Raw genomic sequence first — 22,216 nt, forward strand, 5'->3', positions numbered from 1 at the left:
CAAGAAGAGGTCGGTTACGCCTAGCGGACTGCGCTTCGCGCAGCCGCGGGCTAACCTTACGAATTTCGCCCGCTTCGAACATCCTAGCGCGACGGGTTACTTCGAGGATACTAGCTCGCCGTGATGGCATGCATGCGCCGCACGAGTTTTGCCGCTTATTCCGTCAGCCGGTTTGCACGAACGGCCTTGTCGCAACGCACAAAGGTGATGCGCGCGTTGTGTTGTTCGATCGCTTCCAGATTGCATTTGCCTCCGCAAACGAACGCGATCATTCTTGCGCCCAAGGCCGACGCCAGCCCGGTGGGTGTCGGCCAGACAAGTTGCCGCCGTAAGCGGCTTCATGCACCGGCAGGGGAAGAAAACCATGCCTACTCTCACCATCAACGGGCGGAGTATGTCCGTGGATGCGGCAAACGATACGCCGCTCCTTTGGGCGATCCGCGAGCAATTGCAGATGACCGGCACGAAATTCGGCTGTGGTGTCGGTCTGTGCGGCGCCTGCACCGTGCACGTCAACGGCGAAGCCGTCCGCTCGTGCCAGACTATGGTCGGCGACGTCGCCGGCAAGAAGATCACCACCATCGAAGGCCTCTCCGCCAAGGGTGATCACCCCTTGCAGAAGGCGTGGATCGCCGAGCAGGTCCCGCAATGCGGTTACTGCCAATCCGGGCAGATCATGCAGGCCGCTTCGCTGCTGGCGAAGAATCCGAACCCGACCAAGGAAGAGGTCGTCGCGCACATGGACGGCAATCTCTGCCGTTGCATGACGTATTCACGGATCCAGAAGGCGATCATGCGTGCCGCAACCGAGATGCGCACCGCGTCCGCGTCCGGCAACGAGCGGAGGCCCACATGAACCAGCACGTGAAGAACGTCACCCCCGAGACGACTGATCTCAGCCGCCGCTCGTTCCTGGTCGGCACTGCGGCCACCGGTCTCGTGCTCGGCTATGCCGGCGTACCCGGCGTCAGTGAGGCGCTTGCGGCCGCACCGGCCAATTTCGAGCCGAGCGTCTGGTACGCAATCTCGCCGGAAGGTCTCGTCACCGTGACCTGCGGCAAGGCCGACATGGGCCAGCACATCGCCTCCACCATGGCGCAGATCGTCTGCGAAGAGCTCGGCGCGAAGTGGAGCGACATGCGCGTGCAGCTCGCCTCCAACGACCCGAAGTTCAACGACCCCGTGCTCGGTGCGCAGATCACCGGCGGCAGCTGGTCGACCATGATGAACTTCGATGCGATGAGCCGTGCGGGTGCCGCGGGTCGCATAGCCTTGACCGACGCCGCCGCGACCGCGATGGCCGTGCCGGCAAGCGAGCTCGTGGTGCGCGATTCCGTGATCTCGCACGCGAAGTCGAAGAAGCACATGAGCTTTGCCGACGTGGTCAAGAGCGGCAAGGCGACCAAGACCTTCACGGCCGACGAGCTCAAGGCGATCACGCTGAAGACACCGGACCAGTACACCATGATCGGCGTGTCGGTGCCGCAGCTCGACATCCCCTCCAAGACCAACGGCACGGCCAAGTATGGCATCGACGTCATGCTGCCGGGCATGGTCTACGGCAAGGTGGTGACGCCGCCGGTGCGTTTCGGCGCGACGGTGAAATCGGTCGACGACAGCGACGCCAAGAAGGTGCCGGGCTTCATCAAGGCGGTCACCATCGACGACAAGACGCAGACCACCTCGGGCTGGGTCGTGGCTGTCGCCAACACCTACGCCAACGCGCGCAAGGCCGCGGACGCGTTGAAGATCGCCTATGACGGTGGTCCGAACGCGAAGCTGTCGAGCCAGTCGTTGCTGGACGAGGCGAAGCGGCTCCAGGGCCTCGACGATTCCGGCCAGTACTTCGTCAAGGACGGTGATCCCTCGGCGGTGTTCGGCTCGGCGGCCAAGGTACTGGAGGCGGAATACACCACCAACATCAACATCCACGCGCCGATGGAGCCGATGAACGCCACAGCGGAGTTCAAGGGCGAGATCCTGCACATCTATTCCGGCAACCAGTTCGCGACACGCTCCGGCGCGATCGCCGCCGGTGCCGCCGGGATCGATCCGAAGTTCGTGGTCATGCACCAGATGTGGCTCGGCGGCGGCTTCGGCCGCAGGCTCGATGCCGACATGATGGTGCCGGCGGTGCAGGCGGCCAAGGCCGTGGGCAAGCCGGTCAAGGTGATCTACTCGCGCGAGAACGACATGACGATGGATTTCTCGCGTCCGCTCACCTACCAGAAGGTGAAGGCCGGCGTGGACGGCGATGGCAAGCTCACCGCGCTCAGCCACGATGTGGTCTCGGCCTGGCCGACCGCACGCTGGGGAATCCCCGATTTCCTGTCACCCTCGGTCGACAAGAAGGGGCCGCTCGATGCCTTCACGGTGAACGGGTCGGACTTCTTCTACACCGTACCCAACCATTATGTGCGGGCGATCAAGAACGAGATGGCGCACAACGCCACCCCGTCCGGTCAGCTCCGCTCGGTGGCGCCGGGTTGGACCTTCTGGGCCGTCGAAAGCATGATCGACGAGATCGCGGCTGCGACGGGCAAGGACCCCGCCCAGTTCCGCATCTCGCTGCTCGATGGCGCGGGCAAGAACGACGGCGGCGCGCAGCGGCTGCGCAACACGCTGCTCACCGCGATGGGCCTTGCCGGCTACGGCACCAAGAAGCTGCCCAAGGGAGAAGGCATGGGCGTGGCCTGCGTGTCGTCGCAGGAACGTGCGACCGCAAGCTGGACGGCTTGCGTCGCGCACGTCGCCGTGGTGCCCTCGGGCGAGGTGACGGTGAAGAAGCTCACGGTTGCGACCGACGTCGGCACGCAGGTGCATCCCGACAACATCCGCGCCCAGGTCGAGGGTGCGGCGCTGTGGGGCCTGTCGCTTGCGCTGTACGAGAAGGCGACGCTGAAGGACGGTGGCATCGAGCAGACCAACTTCGACAGCTACACGCCCTTGCGCATGAGCCAGATGCCGGAGGTCGCGGTCGCAGTGATCGCCAATGGCGAGAAGGCGACCGGCGTCGGCGAACCAGCGGTGACGGTGGTCGCTCCGGCCATCGGCAACGCCATCTTCAACGCCTCGGGCGCGCGCGTCCGCAGCCTGCCGATCACGGCCGAAGCCGTGAAGGGCAACATGAAGGCGTAAGGCAGGCCACTGGCTGTAATTGAGACGATCCGCCGGAGGGCACCCTCCGGCGGATTTTTTGTGCGATCCGTCTTGCCACACACTCAGCGTCATGCCCCGCGCAGGCGCAGACGGGGCATCCAGTACTCGGCAGCCTCTCCGTATCCCATCGCCGCTTCTGGAATACTGGATCACCCGCTTGTCCACGCGCTTCCGCGTTTGGGGTGAGACATGGATGCCCGCGACAAGTCCGGGCATGAAGCGTTGAGAGAGCCGTGCAACTCTTTCTTGCTCCTCATGCTGAGGAGCCGCGGAGCGGCTCCTCGAAGGATGAAGGCCGCGGTGCAGCAGCAGGGCTCTCATGGTTCTCGCGGCGATGCGGATCATCGTCCGCTAGACGGCGCTTGCGCGCCTCCTCACCACAAAGGTCCTACAGCTTTGCACGCTGCGCGATGCCGCCGCGGATCGAGGTAAGCTCTGCTTCATCCCAGATGCCGATCAGGAACCCGCCCTTCACCTGGAGCTGATTGTCGGCATAGGTCGCGATCTTATCAGGGGGGGTGGTGATGTGACCGCTTGGATGCAGCGCCCAGTCGAACAGCTCGGCCTGAAGCCTTGCAATGATGCCGGCGCAACCAGGATCATCGCCGCGATCAATGAATTCATCCGGATCGGTCTCGAGGTCGTACAGCATCGGGCGGAAGCCGGTGGCGTGGATATATTTCCAGCGGCCGTCGAACACCATGAACAGGCGGCAGCGCTCGATCGGCTGATTCAGCTTCAGCCGCACGTCCTGCATGGCGTAGTCATATTCGGAGAACGCGACCTTGCGCCATTCGGGCTTGTCGCCGCGCAGCAGCGGCAATAGCGAACGGCCCTCAAGAATGTGGCCGGGCACCTTGCCGCCAAAATAATCGACGAAGGTCGGCGCAAGATCGATGCCCTCGACCAGCGCATCGCATGTCGTGCCGCGTGTCGCGTCGGCGTCCTTCGAGGGATCGATGATGATGAGCGGGATTTTCGCCGACTGCTCGTGGAACAGATCCTTCTCGCCCATCCAGTGGTCGCCGAGATAATCGCCATGATCCGAGGTGAACACGATCATGGTAGTTTCCAAGAGGCCGTGCGCCTCCAGGAATTTCATCAGCACGCCCATCTGATCGTCGATCTGCGTGATCAGGCCCATATAGGTCGGGATCACCTTCTCGCGGGCCTCGTCGCGCGCCATGTTGCGGGAGTAGCGCATGTCCATATAGGCGCCGAACACCGGATGCGGGTTCTGCCGCTCGCGCTCGGAGCGGATCGCCGGCAGCATGTCCGACGTCTTGTACATGCTCGCGTAGGGTTCGGGCGCGATATAGGGCCAATGCGGCTTGATGTAGGAGAGGTGCAGGCACCACGGCCGTCCATCGCTCTCTGCCTCGGTGATGAAGTCCATCGCGCGGCGCGTCATGTAGGGCGTCTCGGAATGTTCGTCCGGCACGCGCGCGGCCTTGTCGGCGTGGACCAGCAACCAGCCGTTCTGCAAAGACCCGTCGTCGGCAGCACCTGAATTGGCCCAATGCTCCCAGGGATTGGTCGCCTCAAATCCTTGGCCGCGCAGATACGCGTCGTATTTCGGACGCGGTCGGCCGGTCGGATGCAGACCGTCGTCGCGCTCATAGGGCTCGAAACCGCATTCGGCGACGTGCACGCCGATGATCGATTCCAAGGGGATGCCGAGCGCTTTCATGCCTTCGAGGTCGGGCGCCATGTGGGTCTTGCCGACCAGCACGTTGCGCACGCCGATCTTGCCCAAGTGATCGCCGAGCGTCGGCTCGCCGACGCGCAGCGGCCAGCCGTTCCAGTGCGAGCCGTGCGAACGCATGTAGCGCCCGGTGTAGAACGACATCCGCGACGGCCCGCAGATCGGCGACTGCACATAGGCCTTGGAGAAGAGCACGCCGCGCTTGGCCATGGCGTCGATGTTCGGCGTCTTCAGCGTCGGATGACCGGTGCAGCCGAGATAGTCGTAGCGAAGCTGGTCGCACATGATCCAGAGAACGTTTTTCGCGCGCGACATGCCTCGGCCCTGCTTCTTATTGATTGCTTGATGCTGCGCTAACGCGGCGGCGAAGACAAGCAGCGGGACTCAACGCTCGACGTCGACCGACCACGGCTCCGCTTCGGCCGCGCTCTTGGCCTTGCTGGACACCGGGCTTTCGCCGATCACGTCTGCAAGCACGCGCAATGCTTCCTTGACGCCCTGGCCGGTGGCGCCGGAGAGCAGCAGCGGTGTCTTCTTGGCAGCGCGCTTCAGGCGGTCCTTCTGCTTTTTCAATTCATCCGGCTCGACCGCGTCGATCTTGTTCAGCGCGACGATCTCGATCTTGTCGGTCAGCAGCCCGCCATAGGCATCGAGCTCCTTGCGCACCGTCTTGTAGGCCTTGCCCGCGTGCTCGCAGGTCGCGTCGACGAGATGCAGCAGCACGCGGCAGCGCTCGACATGGCCGAGGAAGCGGTCGCCGAGGCCGGCGCCCTCATGCGCGCCCTCGATCAGACCCGGAATATCCGCCAGCACGAATTCGCGGCCGTCGGCATTCACGACGCCGAGCTGCGGATGCAGCGTGGTGAAGGGATAGTCGGCGATCTTTGGCTTTGCCGCGCTGACCTTGGAGAGAAAGGTCGACTTGCCGGCATTGGGAAGCCCAACCAGGCCGGCATCCGCGATCAGCTTCAGCCGCAGCCAGATCCAGCGCTCTTCGCCGGGCTGGCCGGGATTGGCGTTGCGCGGCGCGCGGTTGGTCGACGACTTGAAATGCGCATTGCCGAACCCGCCATTGCCGCCTTCGGCGAGCACGAACTTTTCGCCGACCTTGGTGAAGTCGTGGATCAGCGTCTCGCGGTCCTCATCGAAGATCTGCGTGCCCATTGGGACCTTCAGCACGATCGCCTTGCCGTTGGCGCCGTGGCGGTCCGAGCCCATGCCGTTCTCGCCCTTCTGGGCCTTGAAGTGCTGCTGGTAGCGATAGTCGATCAGCGTGTTCAGCCCGTCGGCGACTTCGATGACGACATTGCCGCCGCGGCCGCCATTGCCGCCGGAGGGACCGCCGAACTCGATGAACTTCTCGCGGCGGAACGCCACGCAGCCGTTCCCGCCGTCACCGGAGCGGATATAGACCTTTGCTTCGTCGAGGAATTTCATGGGCCATAGGTAGGGCAGGGGAGCGGGCGCGGCAACCCGAACTTGTCCGGGCGGAGGCCGAAATTTAAGTGATTTTCGGCCCTTGCTTAACCGTTGGGGCGTCCGGCGGTCGACGTGATATAGGCGGGAGGGAGCAGGGAGTGGAAATGAGGCGGCGGGAGTTCATTGCAGGCGCCGTGTCGGTCGCCATGCTGTCGCGGGCCGGCGCACAGACGGCGCCCGGCGGCAAGCGGCTTGCGATCTACAGCCCGTCGGAGCCGTCATCCCTGATGCACGAGGACAGCACCAGTCGGTACTACCGCGCCCTGTTCGCCGAACTGCGCCGGCTTGGCCAGGTCAGCGGCGATACGCTCACTGTCGAGCGCTGGGGCGCAGAGAAGGCGGGCATCGGTGCGCCTGCGCTGGTCGAGGAGGTCGTCCGCAGCAATCCCGACGTGATCTACATCGTCGGGCCGGGCGCGCTTCTGTTCAAGCGCGCCACGGACAAAATTCCGATCGTGGCCCTGACCGCCGATCCGGTGGCGCAGGGGATCGCCGCGAACATCGCACGTCCAGGCGGAAATTTCACCGGCGTCAGCGTCGATACCGGCCCGTCGATCCACGGCAAGCGGATCGCGCTGCTCCGCGAGATCTATCCAAAACTCTCCAGGCTCGCCTACGTCACGCTGCGTGGTGCGTGGGAAGGTGTACAGGGACCGAGCGTCCGCGCCGCTGCGACCGCAACGGGAACCGAGGTCATTCCATACCTGGTCGAATTTCCGACGACCGAGGCGAGCTACCGGGACCTGATCGCAGGAATTCGTCCCAGCGGCGCCGACGCAGTCATGATCGGTGACAGTCCTGACGTGATGGCGAAGCGAACGGTGATCACGGCACAGATCGCGGCCGCAGCACTTCCTGCCATCTACCCGCTGTCGGAATTCGTCGATGTCGGCGGTCTCATGACCTATTCCTTCGACCTCGTCGAACTGAACAAGCGCGCCGCCAACAACATCGATGCCATTCTGCGCGGCGCGTATCCCGGCGATATCCCGTTCTATCAGGCGTCCAAGTTCGAGCTGGCGTTGAATCTGAGGACGGCGAAGGCACTGTCGCTGGATGTGCCCGCGACGCTACTCGCGAGCGCCGATCGCGTGATCGAATAGCAGTCAGGTCGACCGCCGTCGGATCAGGAATTTCTGGGTCCCCTCTAGCACCAGCTCCTTGCGCTGATTGTAGACGGTGCTCGCGAGCGTCACCACGCCCGTCGTGCGTCCCGGCACGAGTTCGGTCACCTCCAGCGCGGGATAGATCGTATCGTCGGCGAACACCGGCTTGAGAAAGCGGCTCGACTGCTCGAGGAAGCCGACCAGCGACTCCTCGACCATGAAGGGAAACAGGCCTGCGCCGGGCGCGGTGTGGATCAGCGTCTGGAAGCCGTGAGCGAGCAGGTTCGGCATGCCGCGGGCGCGGCAATATTCGACGTCATAGTGCACCGGGTGGGTGTCGCCGCTCGCGGTCTGGAACGCGGCGAACACGGCCGCGGTCTGCGTGCGGCTCGGGAGCACGAAGCGTTCGCCGAGGGCGAAATCCTCAAACCAGCGTTGCGTGGGGATCATGCGATGCCGGGTCGGATCGAACGCGGTCATATCTGCTGCTCTCTTGCCGAAGATACCAATCGCTACCGCGACGCGAAGAGTGCGACAATACGTTCAATTCGTCATGACCGGGCTTGTCCCGGACATCCACGCAGCTAAAAGGCGCCAATGCCTCTCTTCAAGAAACTCTCCGCCTACGACGACCGCTCGGCGCGGCTGGCCGGCATCGCGCTCATGGTGTTGTCGATCTTCCTGTTCTCGTTCGGCGATGCCATGGGCAAGTTCATCGTCGCGACCTATTCGGTGGGGCAGCTCTTGTTTCTGCGCGCCTGCGCGGCCTTGCTCGTGCTGGCGCCGTCGATCTGGCGGCAGCGCCACGAGTTCACCCATCTGGAGCGGCCGTGGCTGCAGCTCTTCCGCGTGGTGCTCTCGACGCTGGAGGTGGCGGCCTTTTTCCTCGCGACCGTCTATCTGCCGCTCGCCGACGTCATCACCTATTATCTGGCAGGTCCCATTTTCGTCACCGCGCTGTCCGCGATCTTCTTGGGCGAGCAGGTCGGCTGGCGGCGCTGGACCGCGATCCTGATCGGCTTCTGCGGCGTCCTGATCGCGCTCCGCCCGTCGGCGCAGACGGTCAGCCTGCCGGCGCTGATCGCGCTCGGCGGCAGCCTGTCGTTTGCGACGCTGATGCTGGTCACGCGCTCACTTCGCGAGACGCCCGACATCGTGATGGCCTCCTCACAGTTCGGCGGCACGTTCCTGCTCGGGCTCGCCCTGTCCCTATTTCACTGGGTGCCGCCGAGCGCGGGCAGTCTCGTGGTCTTTGCGCTGGCAGGATGCACCTCGGTCGCCGCGCTCCTGTGCGTCAACCGCTCGCTCAAGCTCGCGCCCGCGAGCGTGGTGGTGCCCTATCAATACTCGATGATCGTCTGGGCCGTGATCTTCGGCTTCGTCGTGTTCGGCGACGTCCCCTCGATCGCCACCATCATCGGCGCCGCCATCATCATCGGCGCGGGCATCTACATCTTCCTGCGCGAACGGGACTTGGGTCGGCAGGACACGCAGGTTAATCCGCCGGTGTGAGTGCAAATGCGACCGTCGGCCCGGAACGCGCGAAGCGCGAGCCCGGGACGACGATCGTGACTGTGGCGTCGCTCGCGCCTTACCTGACCCGCCTCGCGCTGCTCCAGCTCTTCAGCGAGGACCACACGCCGCGCGACAGGCGGAAGCAGTCGACGGGCGTCGAGGAGCCCAGCGCGTAGAAGCGATGCAGCTGGACGCCGCTCCACTGGAAGCCGCACTTTTCCAGCACGTTGCGCGAGGCCGGATTGGTGACGCGCGCGCCGGCGTAGAGATGATCTTCCGAAAACTCCTCGAAGAAGAAGTCGATCGCCCCGCGCGCAGCCTCGGTGGCAAAGCCTCTTCCCCAATGCTCGACACCGAGCCAGTAGCCGAGCTCGGCTGCATCCGGCGTCGAACAGTCGATTCCGATCATGCCGACGGGCGCATTGTCATGCTCGATCAGGAACGCGGTCTCGCTGCCGAGCTCCGCAGTGGCGCGGACGAATTCCACGGCATCGTCGTGCGAATAGGGATGCGGCAGGCGGCGCGTGTTCTCGGCGATGCGGCGGTCGTTGGCAAGGCGCGCGATCGCCTTGACGTCGGCGAGCGTCGGCTTGCGCAAGGTCAGCCGCTCGGTGGCGACGACATGAGGTCTCGCCTCGCGCAAGATCGTGCTCGAAAAGTCCTGCAACATGTCCGGCTCCGTCAAAGACTTTGAGTCAAAACGAAAAGGGGAGGCCGGTTTCCCGCCTCCCCTGGAGCCTTCGATCTTTTGATCTCAAGGACTCCGCCGGTTTGGTCAGGACCCGGCGGACTCCAATTTGATCCACCGTATTATTCAGCCGCCTCTGCGATCGGAAGCACCGATACGAATGTGCGGCCGTTGGCTTTAGCCTGGAACGCAACGCGGCCTTCAACCTTGGCGAACAGAGTGTGGTCAGTGCCCATGCCGACATTAAGGCCGGGATGCCAGGTGGTACCGCGCTGGCGCGCAATGATGTTGCCGGGAATCACACGCTCCCCGCCGAACACCTTGATGCCGAGGCGCTTGCCCTTCGAATCGCGTCCGTTGCGCGATGAACCGCCTGCTTTTTTGTGAGCCATGGCTCGTCTCCGAAATCCTGCGTATCTCTAGATCAATTCCTTGACGGAATCATTTCACAATTTCTCACGCATCAATTTGTGAATTGGCGTGATCAAAGTTTCGCTATTCAGCGGCTTCCTTCGCCACCTTCTCCTTCTTCGGACGCGGCCCCTTGGTGGGCTTGGCGTTTTCGGTCAGGATCTCGGTGACGCGGAGCACGGTGATCTCGTCGCGATAGCCGCGCTTGCGGCGCGAGTTCTTGCGGCGGCGCTTCTTGAACGCGATGACCTTCGGCCCGCGCTTGTGCTGGAGCACCTCAGCTGCCACGGACGCGCCCGCAACCGTCGGGGCACCTAGGACCGGCGTGTCGCCGCCGACCACCAAAACTTCACTCAACTGCACGATCGTGCCGACTTCGCCGGCGATCTTGCCAATTTCCAGGACATCATCCGGAACGACGCGGTACTGCCGGCCGCCGGTTTTGATGACTGCGAACATCGTTCTCTTCCTTCGTGTTCAATCCCGGCCTTTCGGACTTTCGTCCGGGCCGGCTTTTTGTCAGTCGCTATGGGTTTTCAGCGTTCTGCGCGGGTGGGGTATGACCCTCAAAATCCACGCAAAAACAAGCGGCGCGAGAAACGCCCCGCGCCGGCTGCGGGGACTTATAGCGGCCGAACGACCGGAGTCAAGGAAAACCGGGCCAAAAAGGCTCCGAATTTGAAGCATTTGCGCGGTTTTTGCCGTCAAGCCGGCTGGCACGGATAATTGGCCGCACCTGCAACCAACGAGTTCCCCCGCCGTTGTCATCCCGAATTTCAAAGCGGGCAAGGGCTCCATGGCAGACGAGCTGGTTTTGACGACGGGGATCGCGCAGCACGGCGCTGCCCGCCTGCCGTCGGTGGACGTCGACAGTTTTAACGCCGAGCTGAAGGACGAGGACGGCTTTCTCGGGGACCGCGCCAGCAAAAGCGCATTCCGGGCCATCCTGGACCATTGGCGCAAGCCGCTGCGCAAGACCGGCGAGGACCCCTTTGGCGACGAGCCCTCGGACAAGATCGCCAAGAAGACGCTGGATGACATGCTGATCGGCGACGATACCGAGGCCTCCGCCGTGGTGCACAGCGCGATCGAGGATTTTGCCCAGGAGCTCGCCTACGTCACCCGTCGCTTCCTGAAGACAAAAGCCTGGGCGAAGACCGAGCGCATCGTGGTCGGTGGCGGTTTTCGCGACAGCCGCCTGGGCGAACTCGCGATCGCCCGCGCCGACATCATCCTGAAGGCCGAGGGTTTCAAGGGCGACATGCTGCCGATCCGCTTCCACCCGGACGGGGCGGCCCTGATCGGCGCGCTGCATCTGGCGCCGTCCTGGATTTTCGAGGCCCATGACAGCATCCTCGCCGTCGATATCGGCGGCACCAATATCCGCTGCGGCGTGGTCGAGACCCGCTGGAAGAAGGCGAAGGATCTCTCCAAGGCCTGCGTCTGGAAGTCCGACCTGTGGCGTCACGCCGACGACGAGCCGACCCGCGAAGGTGCGGTAAAGCGGCTCACCAAGATGCTGAAGGAGCTGATCGCGGTGGCCGACACCGAGGGGTTGAGGCTCGCGCCTTTCATCGGCATTGCCTGTCCCGGCGTGATCAAGGAGGACGGCTCGATCGAGAAAGGCGCACAGAATCTCCCCGGCAATTGGGAGAGCAGCAAGTTCAACCTGCCGGCGAGCCTGGTCGAAGGCATCCCGGTCATCGGCGAGCACGACACCGCTATCCTGATGCACAATGACGGCGTTGTGCAGGGGCTTTCCGAGGTGCCGTTCATGCAGGACGTCGAGCGCTGGGGCGTTCTCACCATCGGCACCGGGCTCGGCAATGCGCGCTTCACCAACCGCCGCAAGGAGGGGGCGAACGGCAAGGACCGTAACTCCACGGATAACGGGAAGAAGAAGGCCAAGGAAACCAATAAGGAAGCCAACAAGGAAAACAACAAGGAGAGCAGGTAGAACGACGAGGAGTAACCTTGACTGGTTAGGTTAAGGCGCGGATTGCGTTGCAGCACGCCGCGCGGTCGCTACGGTCCATCCGTCGCCTCACGCCGGCCGGCGAAGCCGCCCTTCTCGGCCTGCAATTTCAATGAGCGGCAACGGGACCGCCAGTGTTTACCGCGTCTGGCGGTCCCACCCGTGCGGCTGTCGCGGCGCCGGCCCGTTGCTTCCCAGCCCCGTCGCTTCCCAGCCCCGTCGCTTCCATTGTGATTCGCTTCCACAGGGCTTGGTTGCGCTCCGCTGGGTTTGCTACGTTTTGGCACAATCTGCACTTTGCACCCGTTCTCTCCGGTCTAGTATTACCGCATGGGGAACGATCTGGTGTTTCGTATCACGGTCATCGTCCTGGGAACGCTGCCGGTCGTGCTGACGGCTTTGGCCCTGCTCGGCGCTCCATTCGGAGAGTGAGCGCCCGATCCGGCGCTGGTGCAGGACCGTGCAAATTGGCGCGAAACCGGCTCTCGGACCGGTTTTGCAGCAGCTTTCCTGCGCGCACCATCCACGAGGCGCGGGATTTTCGTCCCGCCCGCCTTGTCTGACCCGTCATCCTCGCCTAGAACACGCCCCGACCGCACGGGGCTACCCCGATTTGGCGCCTTCAGGAGAGGTGGCAGAGTGGTTGAATGCACCGCACTCGAAATGCGGCATAGGTGCAAGCCTATCGGGGGTTCGAATCCCTCCCTCTCCGCCATCCGAACGCCATTCCGGTAAGCCGTCCGCCTACAGCCCTCGAACGGCTTTGCCTCACCGCCACCCAAGCGCCGGCGCGACGTGCTTCAGGATCGCTTCGATCGCATGGGCGCAGTAGGCGACGCCCAACTGATTCGGGACAGTGAGCAGCAACGTGTCGGCTTCCGTGATGGCGTCGTCCTTGCGGAGCTGCTCGATCAGGACATCCGGCTCGGCGGCATAGCTGCGGCCAAAGATCGCACGCGTTTGCGGGTCGATGAATCCGATCTGGTCCTCTGCTTCGCCGCCACGCCCGAAATAGGCGCGGTCGCGATCATCCATCAGCGCGAAGATGCTGCGGCTGACCGAGACGCGCGGCTCTCTGACGTGGCCGGCCTCCTTCCAGGCGGCGCGGTAGGCACGGATCTGGGCGGCCTGCTGCACATGGAAGGCCTCGCCCGTCTCGTCGTTCTTGAGCGTCGAGCTTTGCAGGTTCATCCCGAGCCTGGCCGCCCAGACGGCGGTGGCGTTCGAGCCGGCACCCCACCAGATCCTCTCGCGCAGGCCCTGCGAATGCGGCTCGAGGCGTAAGAGGCCGGGCGGGTTCGGAAACATCGGCTGCGGATTGGGCTTTGCAAAACCTTCGCCGCGCAGGAGGTCGAGGAAAATCTCGGCATGACGCCGGCCCATGTCCGCGTCGCTTTGGCCTTCGGCCGGCTGATAGCCGAAATAGCGCCAGCCATCGATCACCTGCTCCGGCGAGCCGCGGCTGATGCCGAGCTGCAGCCGTCCGCCGGCGATCAGATCGGCGCTACCTGCATCCTCCGCCATGTAGAGCGGATTCTCGTAGCGCATGTCGATCACGGCAGTGCCGATCTCGATACGGCTGGTCCTTGCCCCGACCGCTGCCAGCAGCGGAAAGGGAGAAGCGAGCTGACGCGCGAAATGATGGACGCGGAAATAGGCCCCGTCCGCGCCCAGCTCCTCGGCGGCCATCGCGAGCTCGATGGATTGCAACAGCGTATCCCCAGCCGAGCGGGTCTGCGATTGCGGCGAGGGCGTCCAGTGCCCGAACGAGAGAAAGCCGATCTTTTTCATGCTGCCAATCTAGTTATGTCCGGGCCGGTTTACGATGGTCATTGCGAAACGACTGTTTCGAGCTTGCTCGAAATGGGCGGCTCCAGCTATTTTTCAACCTCTGGTGTCGCTCCTCCAAGCAAGACTTGGTGCCGAAGTTCACACGGTTGCCTGGCGGTCCGGGAAACGATGCGATGGCGGACTGGCTTACTCACTTTCTCTATTCGTTTGCGAACCAGGCCGGTGCCTGGTTCGTTGGCATCGTCTTGACCGCGCTCGGATTGTTTTCGACGCGTCTTGTGGAGAAAATAAAGTTCGCCCTGAACCGGGCCGACATGCGCGCCAAGTACTATGAAGAGATGGCGATCGATATCAGTCATTTCGTCTTTATCATCGACCGGCTCGTGAAGGTCTACTACGGCAGCACATGGGCAAGTAGCGACGACAAGAGCGCTATTGCGCAAGAGTACAATGAGGTGATGAACACGATTTCAAGGAAGGAATACGTCTACCGCTCATGGGTCCAGCGCTTCTGGGACAAGGAAACCGCAGCCGCCTTCGATCTGACCATGGAAAAGATGAAGGCTGTCGACCGTCTCCTGATTCTGATCAACGAGGGCGGCAACCAGAAGGATAATCTGGAAAAACTCAATGTCGCGTTTCGCGACCTCCGCCAGACAGCCTCTGGCCTGCTTACGGCAAGCGTTAGGTGACGCAAGACCGCTAACCCTTGCGGGCCCTGGGCGAGGCAATATCCGCGTCCTAAAGCGCGATGAGACTGGGATGAATCGTCATCGCGCTTTAGGTTGTTGTTTGAACATGATCTTTTCGGAAAACCGCTCCACACTTTTCCGGATCATGCTCTAATGACGTCTCTTCGCGCTCAACGCGCGGCGCAGCACGTCCCAGATTCGCGGCTCCGTCGACTGAGCCACATTGAAACGCAGGAAGGCACTGGCCGTCTCCGACACGCTGAAGACATTCCCCGGTGCAAGCACGACGTCTTCGGCAAGCGCTGCGCGGGCGATTTCCGTCGAATCCAGTCCGTCGGGCAGGCGGCACCAGAGAAAAAATCCGCCGCGCGGCATCAGCCACGGCTCGAGGCCCAGCGCCGCGAGCTTGCGCGCCACCTCGCGCCGGGTGCGTAACAGCTTTTGCCTGAGCTCATCCATGTGCTTGCGGTAGCTGCCGCCCGCGAGCACCTTCGCGATCACCTCGGTCGCAACCGGGCTCGGACCGCCAAAGCTGGTTGCGACCTGGAGGTCGACGAGATGCTCGATCCAGTCGGGCTTTGCTGCGATATAGCCGCAACGTACCGAGGCGGAGAGCGTCTTGGAAAAGCTGCCGATACGAATGACGTTGGTGAGTCCGTCGAGGGCGGCAAGGCGCGGCGACCGCTCGGATTCGAAATCGGCAAAGATATCGTCCTCGATGATCGTCACATCATGTGCAGCGGCGGCGCTCAAGACGCGATGCGCGGTTTGCAGCGACAGCGTCGCGCCGGTCGGATTGTGGAGCGCGGAATTGGTGATGTAGAGGCGCGGCCGCTCCGCGGCGAGGATCGCCTCGAAGCGAGCGACGTCGGGGCCCGACGCCGTGTAGGGCACGCCCATGATCTTCACCTGATGCGCGCGCAGCAGTGCGCGAAAATTGAAGTAGCAGGGATCATCGACCAGCACCGTGTCGCCGGGCCGCAGCAGGAAGCGGCAGACGAGGTCGGTCGCTTGCGTGCCCGAGCCCGTGAGCACGAGCTGGTCGATCGAGGCCTCGATGCCGTCCTCGGCAAAGCGAGCCAGCAGATATCGGCGCACTGCGATCGAGCCGCGCGTAGAGCCATAGTCCGTGAGCACGCTGTCATCGCTACGGGCGATCGCGCGAAAAGCACGGCGCAAGGCCGCCTCCGGCATCCAGTCCGCCGGCAGCCAGCCACAGCCGGGCTTGAGCGTGGCCGAATCGGCATCGAGCGATTGCCGTGACACCCAGAACGGATCGACGGCGCGGTCGCGGCGCGGCTCGACATCGGTGAGCGCCAGCGGTGGCATTGTTGTCGCGGAGACGTAGAAGCCGGAGCCACGACGGGCACGGATCACGCCTTCCGCTGCGAGGCGATCATAGGCCTCCACCACGGTGGAGGGCGAAACGCCCATGCTCGCGGCCAGCTTGCGGATCGAGGGCAGGCGATCGCCCGGGACAAGCGCGCGGCCCGCGACCTTGGCGCGGATGGCGCTCATCACCTCTAGGGTGCGCGCCCCGCCGCGGCCTCTGGTTTGCATCAGCTCGTCCAAGTGTATGGGCTTCCATACCGATACAGTTTGACCAGATTGTATGGGATTGTCGCTGGTTCTGCCACCCTCAAAAGGCCAAGGTCGACCACGGGAAAGCGAGGCGACATGCAATCGGCCGGCAACGGGTGGGGCAACGGACTTCTGGGCGTCGTGATTTTCAGTGGCTCGCTGCCGGCGACGCGCGTCGCGGTCGGCGGCTTTTCCGCAACCTTCCTGACCTCGGCGCGCGCGGTGATCGCCGCGCTGTTGGGAGCGGCGCTGCTTGCCCTGCTTCATCAACAGAGACCCGCGCGAAAAGACCTTGCCTCGCTCGCCATCGTCTCGCTGGGCGTCGTGGTCGGCTTCCCGCTGCTGACGGCGCTGGCGCTTCTGCACATCACCTCGGCACGTTCGATCGTCTTCATCGGTCTGTTGCCGCTTGCAACCGCCGTCTTCGCCGTACTGCGCGGCGGCGAGCGGCCGCGATTGCCGTTCTGGTTGTTCTCGATCCTCGGCAGCGCGACGGTTGCGGGTTTTGCACTGTCGGGCGGCGGCGCGGGCTCACTCAGCGGCGATCTGCTGATGGTCGCCGCGATCCTGCTCTGCGGCCTCGGCTACGCCGAAGGCGCGACGCTGTCACGCCGGCTCGGCGGCTGGCAGGTCATCTCATGGGCGCTCATTCTCGCCCTTCCGCTGATGCTGCCGGTCGCAATCATGTCGTTGCCTCCAACATGGGACAACATCGGCGCGCCGGCCTGGATCGGCCTTGCCTATGTCTCCGTCTTCAGCATGTTCGTCGGCTTCGTGTTCTGGTACCGCGGCCTCGCTCTCGGCGGCACCGCCAGCATAAGTCAATTGCAACAGCTTCAGCCGTTCTTCGGCCTCGCGCTGGCTGGCCTCGTCCTGCACGAGCCAGTGGCGTGGACGATGATCGCAGCTACCGCGCTCGTGGTCGTCTGCGTCGCGTTTGCGCGGCGGTTTGCCTGAGGCCGTCGCCTTACCCCCGTACCGTCTCCGTCCGCGTCAGCGCGATCTTCATGCGGGTCACCGCCATCTGGTGCCATTGCGACGCGATCACCAACGTTGATCTGGATCAACGCCTGCTCTGGCACGTCGTGGCTGCTTGCATGAGTTGCCGAATACCGGGGGCGATGCATCATACGTCCCCATCGTTGCCGTTGCTGCCTTTGCGATGATGAGCACTGCATTCGCATAAAGAGTACTACCCCTCACGTCTCGCTGCTGCGGCGGGGTGAGGCAGTATTCGGATCCTTTCGAACGACTGAAAGTGATCCGTCGATCGTTGCTGGCACGCATAGTCAATTGAATTTGGAGTCGAACTGGCTGCCCGCACCCGCCGGCAAGTTCATTCTGATGCTGCGGATGTATTGGCCGAACGAGAAAGAGCCTTCGATTATCAACGGCACCTGGTCTCCGCCGGCTGTCAGGAAGGTTGCGAGCAGCTGACCGCAAAGGACCGGCAAACGGGAGCGGTGGAAGGAGCGGATCAAGGTTTAGCAGGACCCGAGGGAGGTCAAGATGAAGATCGCACTGTTGTCGGCGGCACTCCTCGGAGGCCAATTGGTGACGCCCGTTTCCGATCGCGTCCCCCATTTGAATGTTGAGGTGCTCTGCAAGGGCACGGCGGCCGATGACAAGGCGAATGGAATCGCCTTGGGGCAGAGTTTCGACAGCTGCATGAGCGATGAAACGAAGGCTCAGCAGCAGCTGGATGTTCTTTGGTCGGCAAATGCCGGTCCTGTTCGTGATCGCTGCGAAAAGGAGGCGACTTCAATTGCCTTCGCTCAAAGCTACGTCGATCTCCTCACTTGTATCCAGGAAGGCGACCCCGCGAGCCCGCCGTCCGGAGCCCCGCAGAGGCGAGCAAGCAGGAAGCGAGATGCGAAGTAGGTCTGTCGAACCAACAAGGGAGGCTGTCATGCAATGCGGAACGAGACTGTGGTTTGCCGGCGCCGTTATCGCCTGTGCAGCGATCAGCTCTGTGCAGTGGTCAGAAGGAGATGGACTTTCATTCTCGATTCAGAGCGCGCAGGCCCGCGTCGGGCGGCCGGCGACGCCAGTGAGTGTCGCCGGCGTCGCGCGTCGAACGACGCGCCGTGCCGTGGTCGGTGGAGCGGCCGTAGGTGCAGCGACGGTTGGAGCCGCCGTGGCGGCGCCGACTTGCGCCCGCGTGCTGGTCAACGGCGTATGGGTCTGTCGCTAGAAGCGGAATGCTTTTGGTTGAATCGATTGGCCGCGGGCTCGCTCAACCTCTCCCGCTTGCGGGGGAAGTCGGCGCGAAGCGCCGGGTGGGGGCTCTCTCCATATCGGGAGTGTCCATTGCGGAAACACCCCCACCCCAGCCCTCCCCCGCAAGCGGGAGAGGGAGCGCACTTACTTTGCGGATGCAACTAGACCTTATTTGAGCATGCTCTAGGCGAACGATCTTTCCCTGGGAGGTCGACGCGGCGACCGCGCGCGTGGTCGTCTGCGTCGCCTTCGCGGCGGTTGGCGTGAGGCCGCAGCCTCACCCCTGTCCCATCACCGTCCGCGTCAGTGCGCTCCTGGCAAATTTCTTCAGCGGCATCGGCTTGCCGAACAGATAGCCTTGCACGAGGTCGAAGCCGATCTCGTTGGCGGCGACGAGGTCGGCGCGGCTTTCGATGCCTTCGGCGACGCTGCGCGCGCCGTAGTCGCGGGCGAGCTCGACGATGTGGCGGCACACGGTGCGCTTCAGCGCATCGTTGCTGCTGCCGGTGACGAAATGGCGGTCGGCCTTGAGCTTGACGAAGGGAAACCGGTCGAGACCCATCAGCTCCGGCCAGTTGGTGCCGACATTGTCGATGGCGAGCCCGATGTTGTGAAAGCGCACCTCCGAGGCAACGTCGAGCAGCAGGTCGAGATCCCGGATCACCTCGGCGCTTTCGATCTCGATCGTCAGCCCGCCAAAAGCAGGATGCGTGGGCATGCGCCGGCAGAGATCGCGCACGGCCTGTCCCTCGCGCAGGAAAGAGGCCGGCAGGTTGATCGAGAGATCGACCGGGCTCTGCCGCTCGACGAGATAATGCCAGTCCTGCAGGACGCGTTCGATCACGAACTCGGACAATTCGCGAAAGTGCGGATCGCGCTCCTCAGGAATGAAATAGGCCGGCGGCACCACGCCCCAGGTCGGATGCCGCATCCGCACCAGCGCCTCGGCGCCGCAGCGGATCAAGGTGCGCGCGTCGATCTTCGGCTGGTACCAGAGTTCGAGCCAGCCGGCATGCAAGGCTTCGCCGACATGTACGGCAGGGCTCGGCGCCGGTTCGTCCGGCAGCAGCATCGCGATGCGGTCGCGCAGCGTCTCGGCGGCAAAGGGGGTCGTCAGCGGCGGCAGCATGGCAAGGCCATATTCCTCGCCGACCTGCTGCACCGCCTTGACGATGATCGACTCGCGCGCGCCGACGGCCAAGACCTTGCCGCCAAACTCCTCGCGCACCAGGATCTCGAGAAATCGCCCGGGCTCGATGCCGTCGACGGCAATGCCGAGCAGGATGAGGTCGGGCAACTCGGTGGCGAGCAAGCCCCGGAGCTCGTCGGCATTGCCGCATTCGCTGGTGACGAAGCCGAGATCTTCCAGCACCTCGCTCATGAATGCGCGCAAGTGCCGCTTCCCGTCGGCCACACAGGCGCGTGGCGTCACTTTCCGCCGTCCAAAGGTTACAGTCTTCCGTCCGGCGAGCTCGCCCAGCCCCTCGTCCATCGCACAGCACTCCCGTTCCGTGACAGCTTCATAACGGTGAGCGCGGCTCCAAATATGGAGAGCTTCAGCATCATTGTTGAATTATTTGGGTAACGTTAAAGCCCTCATCATATGTAAAATTGTACGAATGCCGTTGAAGAAATCTTCACACTCGCGTTTGTCTCGCGCATGCGGTGCTGCAATCGTTGTGATATCCGCGGTGTCGTGCCCGCGAAGCGGCAACTCACCTGACCCAGTGAAGAGGCGACACCGCGCGCGATGTCGCCTCATAGGATAACGCCGGTATCAGTTGCTGGCAGCCTTGTCGTGCCGCGCCATGCCAACCGCCTTGTAATCGTAGGTCGGATAGAATTCGGTCCGATAGGGTCCCCACGCGCTGTCCTCGATGATGCGATTGACCTCGCGCAGCCGCGAGGCCGGCAGGCGCAGCGTGACCACCTGGCCGATGCCCATCATCACGTACCAGCTCACCACCTCGACGCCCGCTGGCGGGAAGGTTTTGTAGTAACCTTGGCTCTCGAGCTGGGCATTCAGCTCGCTCAGCGGACGCGACTGGTCGTGCTTGAAGAACACCGTGAGCATGACGGCATTGTCGGCGGTCGGCGCGGCGTTGCCCGATGGCGGCGCTGTCTGTGCAATGGCCGCGGACTTGATCGCCACTGCGCCGGCCAGCAATGCGGCCATCGTCAACGTCGTTCTCACTGATCTCATATGAAATTCCTTCCTTCCAGGCGATGCATACGTCTCTCGGCGATGCATACGTCTCTCGCACGTAGCGGATCGTGTGCACAGGTCTATCACCGTCACCCCCGCGCAATGGCGAAGCCATTGTCGCTGGAGGTGCCGGAGCGCAGCGGAGGCCTCGAAGGGCGACGGCCCGGCTGCAGCATTGGGGCCGTTCATCCCTTCGAGGCTCGCAACGCAGTGCAGATGCACTGCATTGCTCGCACCCACGACCGGCCATTTCCGTTGTCGCGTCAGCTCGTTCTGTATTCGCCTGAGATGTTCTTGCCGGTGTAGTCGGTCATCGCCGCGGTCGCGATCAGGCTGATCACGGCGCACAGCGCGACATAGGCGGCGATCGCGGTTGCCGACTGGAAGGTGCCGAACAGCCAGGTCGCGATCAGGGGCGCCGGACCGCCGGCGATGACGGAAGCGAGCTGATAGCCGAGCGAGGCGCCGCTGTAGCGCAGGCGTCCGGTGAAGCTTTCAGCGATCAGCGCGGCTTGCGGCCCGTACATCATGTCATGCGGGATCAGCGACAATATGATGGCGAGGAAGATGACCGGCTCCGATCCGGTATCGAGCATGCGGAAATAAATGAAGCCGAACACGCCGGTCACGGCCGCGCCGATCATGTACATGTTCTTGCGTCCGATGCGATCGGACACATGCCCGAACAGCGGGATCGAGACGAAGGACAGCACCGAGGCCGCGAGCACCGCGGTGAGCAGGAAGTCGCGCGACACGTTCAGCGTCTTGACGCCGTAGGCAAAGATGAAGGCTGTGAAGATGTAGAACGGCGCCTGTTCGGCCATGCGGGCAAGGGCCGACAGCAAAATCTCCTTCGGATGCTCCTTGATCACCTGCAGCATCGGCGTGCGCTCGACCTTTTGCTCCGCGACCAGCCTGGAAAACACCGGCGTCTCCATAATGCCGAGCCGGATGTAGAGGCCGACGCCGACCAGGATGAGGCTCAGCGCAAAGGGCACGCGCCAGCCCCATGCCAAGAATTGCTCGCCGGACATCTGGCTGAAGGAGAGCACGGCGAGGTTTGCCAGGAACAGCCCGCAGGGCACGCCGAATTGCGGCCAGGAGGCGATGAGGCCGCGCGAGTGATCGTTGCGTGCCCATTCCATCGACATCAGCACCGAACCACCCCATTCACCACCGACGCCGACGCCCTGGATGAAGCGCAGCACGGTCAGGAGGACCGCGCCCCAGATCCCGATGCTCTCATAGGTCGGGACCAGCGCCACGGCGAAGGTCGCGAGCCCCATCAGAAGCAGCGTGGCGATCAGCGTCGATTTGCGGCCGATGCGGTCGCCATAATGGCCGAAGATGGCCGCGCCGACGGGACGGGCGACGAAGCCGACGGCATAGATCGCGAAGGCCTCGAGCGTGCCAACCCACGGATCGGAATGCGGAAAGAACAGTTTTGCGAAAACGAGGCCGGTGACCGTCGAGTAGAGGAAGAAATCGTACCACTCAATGGCGGTGCCGATGGTGGAGGCGATCACGGCGCGGCGCAGTTGAAGCTGATGCTCGCTGTCGGGCAGCGAGACCGGATCGACATGGGAGAGGGACATGGCGGGAGCCTTTCCTTGGAGGCCGCCCCGAGCCCCTACTGTGCATGGGGTTGTTTTGGCGAAAAAACTTCCGAGCCGCCGTCACGGTTCCAA

19 protein-coding genes and 1 tRNA gene are annotated in these 22,216 nt (G+C 63.5%); 9 read left to right on the plus strand and 11 right to left on the minus strand.

Going from position 1 to position 22,216, the window contains the following annotated elements:
• The first annotated feature begins 364 nt into the window (after positions 1 to 364).
• Both Q3C01_RS26610 and Q3C01_RS26615 read left to right on the plus strand, forming a co-directional pair.
• Complete coding sequence (locus Q3C01_RS26610) at positions 365 to 856, plus strand: (2Fe-2S)-binding protein (RefSeq protein WP_458148255.1); 492 nt, start codon at positions 365 to 367, stop codon at positions 854 to 856.
• The gene (locus Q3C01_RS26615) at positions 853 to 3,138 is read left to right on the plus strand and encodes a xanthine dehydrogenase family protein molybdopterin-binding subunit (RefSeq protein WP_458148256.1); all 2,286 of its coding nucleotides are present in this window, start codon (positions 853 to 855) and stop codon (positions 3,136 to 3,138) included. Before Q3C01_RS26610 ends, Q3C01_RS26615 begins: the two co-directional genes overlap by 4 nt.
• Positions 3,139 to 3,547: 409 nt before the next feature.
• On the opposite strand, the gene Q3C01_RS26620 is transcribed toward Q3C01_RS26615, so the two are convergent.
• Both Q3C01_RS26620 and obgE read right to left on the minus strand, forming a co-directional pair.
• On the minus strand, positions 3,548 to 5,179 hold the full coding sequence (locus tag Q3C01_RS26620; protein WP_458148257.1) for an alkaline phosphatase family protein: 1,632 nt from the start codon (positions 5,177 to 5,179) through the stop codon (positions 3,548 to 3,550).
• Between the two features lie 69 nt (positions 5,180 to 5,248).
• Entirely contained in the window at positions 5,249 to 6,301 is a 1,053-nt protein-coding gene (gene obgE, locus Q3C01_RS26625) for a GTPase ObgE (RefSeq protein WP_458148258.1), read from the minus strand.
• A 146-nt stretch (positions 6,302 to 6,447) separates the two neighbouring features.
• On the opposite strand from obgE, the gene Q3C01_RS26630 reads away from it, so the two are divergent.
• On the plus strand, positions 6,448 to 7,446 hold the full coding sequence (locus tag Q3C01_RS26630; protein WP_458148259.1) for an ABC transporter substrate-binding protein: 999 nt from the start codon (positions 6,448 to 6,450) through the stop codon (positions 7,444 to 7,446).
• A 3-nt stretch (positions 7,447 to 7,449) separates the two neighbouring features.
• Here the strand turns inward: Q3C01_RS26630 and Q3C01_RS26635 are convergent, their stop codons facing one another.
• Entirely contained in the window at positions 7,450 to 7,929 is a 480-nt protein-coding gene (locus Q3C01_RS26635; protein WP_458148260.1) for a MaoC family dehydratase, read from the minus strand.
• 117 nt (positions 7,930 to 8,046) lie between these two features.
• Between Q3C01_RS26635 and Q3C01_RS26640 the strand changes: the two genes are divergently transcribed.
• Positions 8,047 to 8,961, plus strand: coding sequence for a DMT family transporter (locus tag Q3C01_RS26640; RefSeq protein ID WP_458148261.1), 915 nt, complete (start codon positions 8,047 to 8,049; stop codon positions 8,959 to 8,961).
• A gap of 79 nt (positions 8,962 to 9,040) precedes the next feature.
• On the opposite strand, the gene Q3C01_RS26645 is transcribed toward Q3C01_RS26640, so the two are convergent.
• The 3 genes from Q3C01_RS26645 to rplU all read right to left on the minus strand — a co-directional run bounded on the left by Q3C01_RS26645 (position 9,041) and on the right by rplU (position 10,522).
• Complete coding sequence (locus Q3C01_RS26645; RefSeq protein ID WP_458148262.1) at positions 9,041 to 9,634, minus strand: GNAT family N-acetyltransferase; 594 nt, start codon at positions 9,632 to 9,634, stop codon at positions 9,041 to 9,043.
• 140 nt (positions 9,635 to 9,774) lie between these two features.
• The gene (rpmA, locus tag Q3C01_RS26650; RefSeq protein ID WP_027554523.1) at positions 9,775 to 10,044 is read right to left on the minus strand and encodes a 50S ribosomal protein L27; all 270 of its coding nucleotides are present in this window, start codon (positions 10,042 to 10,044) and stop codon (positions 9,775 to 9,777) included.
• Positions 10,045 to 10,147: 103 nt separating this feature from the next.
• Entirely contained in the window at positions 10,148 to 10,522 is a 375-nt protein-coding gene (gene rplU, locus Q3C01_RS26655) for a 50S ribosomal protein L21 (RefSeq protein ID WP_458148263.1), read from the minus strand.
• A 337-nt stretch (positions 10,523 to 10,859) separates the two neighbouring features.
• On the opposite strand from rplU, the gene Q3C01_RS26660 reads away from it, so the two are divergent.
• Both Q3C01_RS26660 and Q3C01_RS26665 read left to right on the plus strand, forming a co-directional pair.
• Positions 10,860 to 12,020 carry an ROK family protein gene (locus tag Q3C01_RS26660; RefSeq protein WP_458148264.1) on the plus strand — a complete coding sequence of 387 codons (1,161 nt, stop codon included), beginning with the start codon at positions 10,860 to 10,862 and terminating at the stop codon, positions 12,018 to 12,020.
• A 643-nt stretch (positions 12,021 to 12,663) separates the two neighbouring features.
• Positions 12,664 to 12,753 (plus strand) — tRNA-Ser (locus Q3C01_RS26665).
• A gap of 53 nt (positions 12,754 to 12,806) precedes the next feature.
• On the opposite strand, the gene Q3C01_RS26670 is transcribed toward Q3C01_RS26665, so the two are convergent.
• Entirely contained in the window at positions 12,807 to 13,829 is a 1,023-nt protein-coding gene (locus Q3C01_RS26670; protein WP_458148265.1) for an LLM class flavin-dependent oxidoreductase, read from the minus strand.
• A gap of 173 nt (positions 13,830 to 14,002) precedes the next feature.
• Here Q3C01_RS26670 and Q3C01_RS26675 point away from each other — a divergent pair, with 173 nt between their 5' ends.
• On the plus strand, positions 14,003 to 14,521 hold the full coding sequence (locus Q3C01_RS26675; RefSeq protein WP_458148266.1) for a hypothetical protein: 519 nt from the start codon (positions 14,003 to 14,005) through the stop codon (positions 14,519 to 14,521).
• Between the two features lie 150 nt (positions 14,522 to 14,671).
• On the opposite strand, the gene Q3C01_RS26680 is transcribed toward Q3C01_RS26675, so the two are convergent.
• Positions 14,672 to 16,081 (minus strand): aminotransferase-like domain-containing protein, encoded by a 1,410-nt coding sequence (locus tag Q3C01_RS26680; protein WP_458148267.1) that lies wholly within the window; start codon positions 16,079 to 16,081, stop codon positions 14,672 to 14,674.
• A 117-nt stretch (positions 16,082 to 16,198) separates the two neighbouring features.
• Here Q3C01_RS26680 and Q3C01_RS26685 point away from each other — a divergent pair, with 117 nt between their 5' ends.
• Both Q3C01_RS26685 and Q3C01_RS26695 read left to right on the plus strand, forming a co-directional pair.
• Positions 16,199 to 17,059: a DMT family transporter gene (locus tag Q3C01_RS26685; RefSeq protein ID WP_458148268.1), complete on the plus strand. Its 861-nt coding sequence runs from the start codon at positions 16,199 to 16,201 to the stop codon at positions 17,057 to 17,059.
• A gap of 552 nt (positions 17,060 to 17,611) precedes the next feature.
• Positions 17,612 to 17,983, plus strand: a complete 372-nt coding sequence (locus tag Q3C01_RS26695) for a hypothetical protein (RefSeq protein WP_458148269.1) — start codon at positions 17,612 to 17,614, stop codon at positions 17,981 to 17,983.
• A 616-nt stretch (positions 17,984 to 18,599) separates the two neighbouring features.
• On the opposite strand, the gene Q3C01_RS26700 is transcribed toward Q3C01_RS26695, so the two are convergent.
• The 3 genes from Q3C01_RS26700 to Q3C01_RS26710 form a co-directional block, all read right to left on the minus strand.
• Entirely contained in the window at positions 18,600 to 19,814 is a 1,215-nt protein-coding gene (locus Q3C01_RS26700) for an EAL domain-containing response regulator (protein ID WP_458148270.1), read from the minus strand.
• 285 nt (positions 19,815 to 20,099) lie between these two features.
• Complete coding sequence (locus Q3C01_RS26705; RefSeq protein ID WP_458148271.1) at positions 20,100 to 20,525, minus strand: hypothetical protein; 426 nt, start codon at positions 20,523 to 20,525, stop codon at positions 20,100 to 20,102.
• Positions 20,526 to 20,791: 266 nt separating this feature from the next.
• Positions 20,792 to 22,123, minus strand: coding sequence for an MFS transporter (locus Q3C01_RS26710; RefSeq protein ID WP_458148272.1), 1,332 nt, complete (start codon positions 22,121 to 22,123; stop codon positions 20,792 to 20,794).
• Between the last annotated feature and the right edge of the window lie 93 nt (positions 22,124 to 22,216).

The sequence above is a fragment of the Bradyrhizobium sp. UFLA05-109 genome (genome assembly GCF_054185165.1).

Bases quoted from the DNA above. Each gene is read 5' to 3' on its own strand.
- Q3C01_RS26610 (WP_458148255.1), top strand. From the start codon at position 365: ATGCCTACTCTCACCATCAACGGGCGGAGTATGTCCGTGGATGCGGCA.
- Q3C01_RS26635 (WP_458148260.1), bottom strand. From the start codon at position 7,929: ATGACCGCGTTCGATCCGACCCGGCATCGCATGATCCCCACGCAACGC.
- Q3C01_RS26675 (WP_458148266.1), top strand. From the start codon at position 14,003: ATGGCGGACTGGCTTACTCACTTTCTCTATTCGTTTGCGAACCAGGCC.
- Q3C01_RS26660 (WP_458148264.1), top strand. From the start codon at position 10,860: ATGGCAGACGAGCTGGTTTTGACGACGGGGATCGCGCAGCACGGCGCT.
- Q3C01_RS26680 (WP_458148267.1), bottom strand. From the start codon at position 16,081: ATGCAAACCAGAGGCCGCGGCGGGGCGCGCACCCTAGAGGTGATGAGC.
- Q3C01_RS26710 (WP_458148272.1), bottom strand. From the start codon at position 22,123: ATGTCCCTCTCCCATGTCGATCCGGTCTCGCTGCCCGACAGCGAGCAT.
- Q3C01_RS26645 (WP_458148262.1), bottom strand. From the start codon at position 9,634: ATGTTGCAGGACTTTTCGAGCACGATCTTGCGCGAGGCGAGACCTCAT.
- Q3C01_RS26640 (WP_458148261.1), top strand. From the start codon at position 8,047: ATGCCTCTCTTCAAGAAACTCTCCGCCTACGACGACCGCTCGGCGCGG.
- Q3C01_RS26615 (WP_458148256.1), top strand. From the start codon at position 853: ATGAACCAGCACGTGAAGAACGTCACCCCCGAGACGACTGATCTCAGC.
- Q3C01_RS26685 (WP_458148268.1), top strand. From the start codon at position 16,199: ATGCAATCGGCCGGCAACGGGTGGGGCAACGGACTTCTGGGCGTCGTG.
- Q3C01_RS26695 (WP_458148269.1), top strand. From the start codon at position 17,612: ATGAAGATCGCACTGTTGTCGGCGGCACTCCTCGGAGGCCAATTGGTG.
- Q3C01_RS26705 (WP_458148271.1), bottom strand. From the start codon at position 20,525: ATGAGATCAGTGAGAACGACGTTGACGATGGCCGCATTGCTGGCCGGC.
- rpmA (WP_027554523.1), bottom strand. From the start codon at position 10,044: ATGGCTCACAAAAAAGCAGGCGGTTCATCGCGCAACGGACGCGATTCG.
- Q3C01_RS26670 (WP_458148265.1), bottom strand. From the start codon at position 13,829: ATGAAAAAGATCGGCTTTCTCTCGTTCGGGCACTGGACGCCCTCGCCG.
- Q3C01_RS26620 (WP_458148257.1), bottom strand. From the start codon at position 5,179: ATGTCGCGCGCGAAAAACGTTCTCTGGATCATGTGCGACCAGCTTCGC.
- obgE (WP_458148258.1), bottom strand. From the start codon at position 6,301: ATGAAATTCCTCGACGAAGCAAAGGTCTATATCCGCTCCGGTGACGGC.
- rplU (WP_458148263.1), bottom strand. From the start codon at position 10,522: ATGTTCGCAGTCATCAAAACCGGCGGCCGGCAGTACCGCGTCGTTCCG.
- Q3C01_RS26630 (WP_458148259.1), top strand. From the start codon at position 6,448: ATGAGGCGGCGGGAGTTCATTGCAGGCGCCGTGTCGGTCGCCATGCTG.
- Q3C01_RS26700 (WP_458148270.1), bottom strand. From the start codon at position 19,814: ATGGACGAGGGGCTGGGCGAGCTCGCCGGACGGAAGACTGTAACCTTT.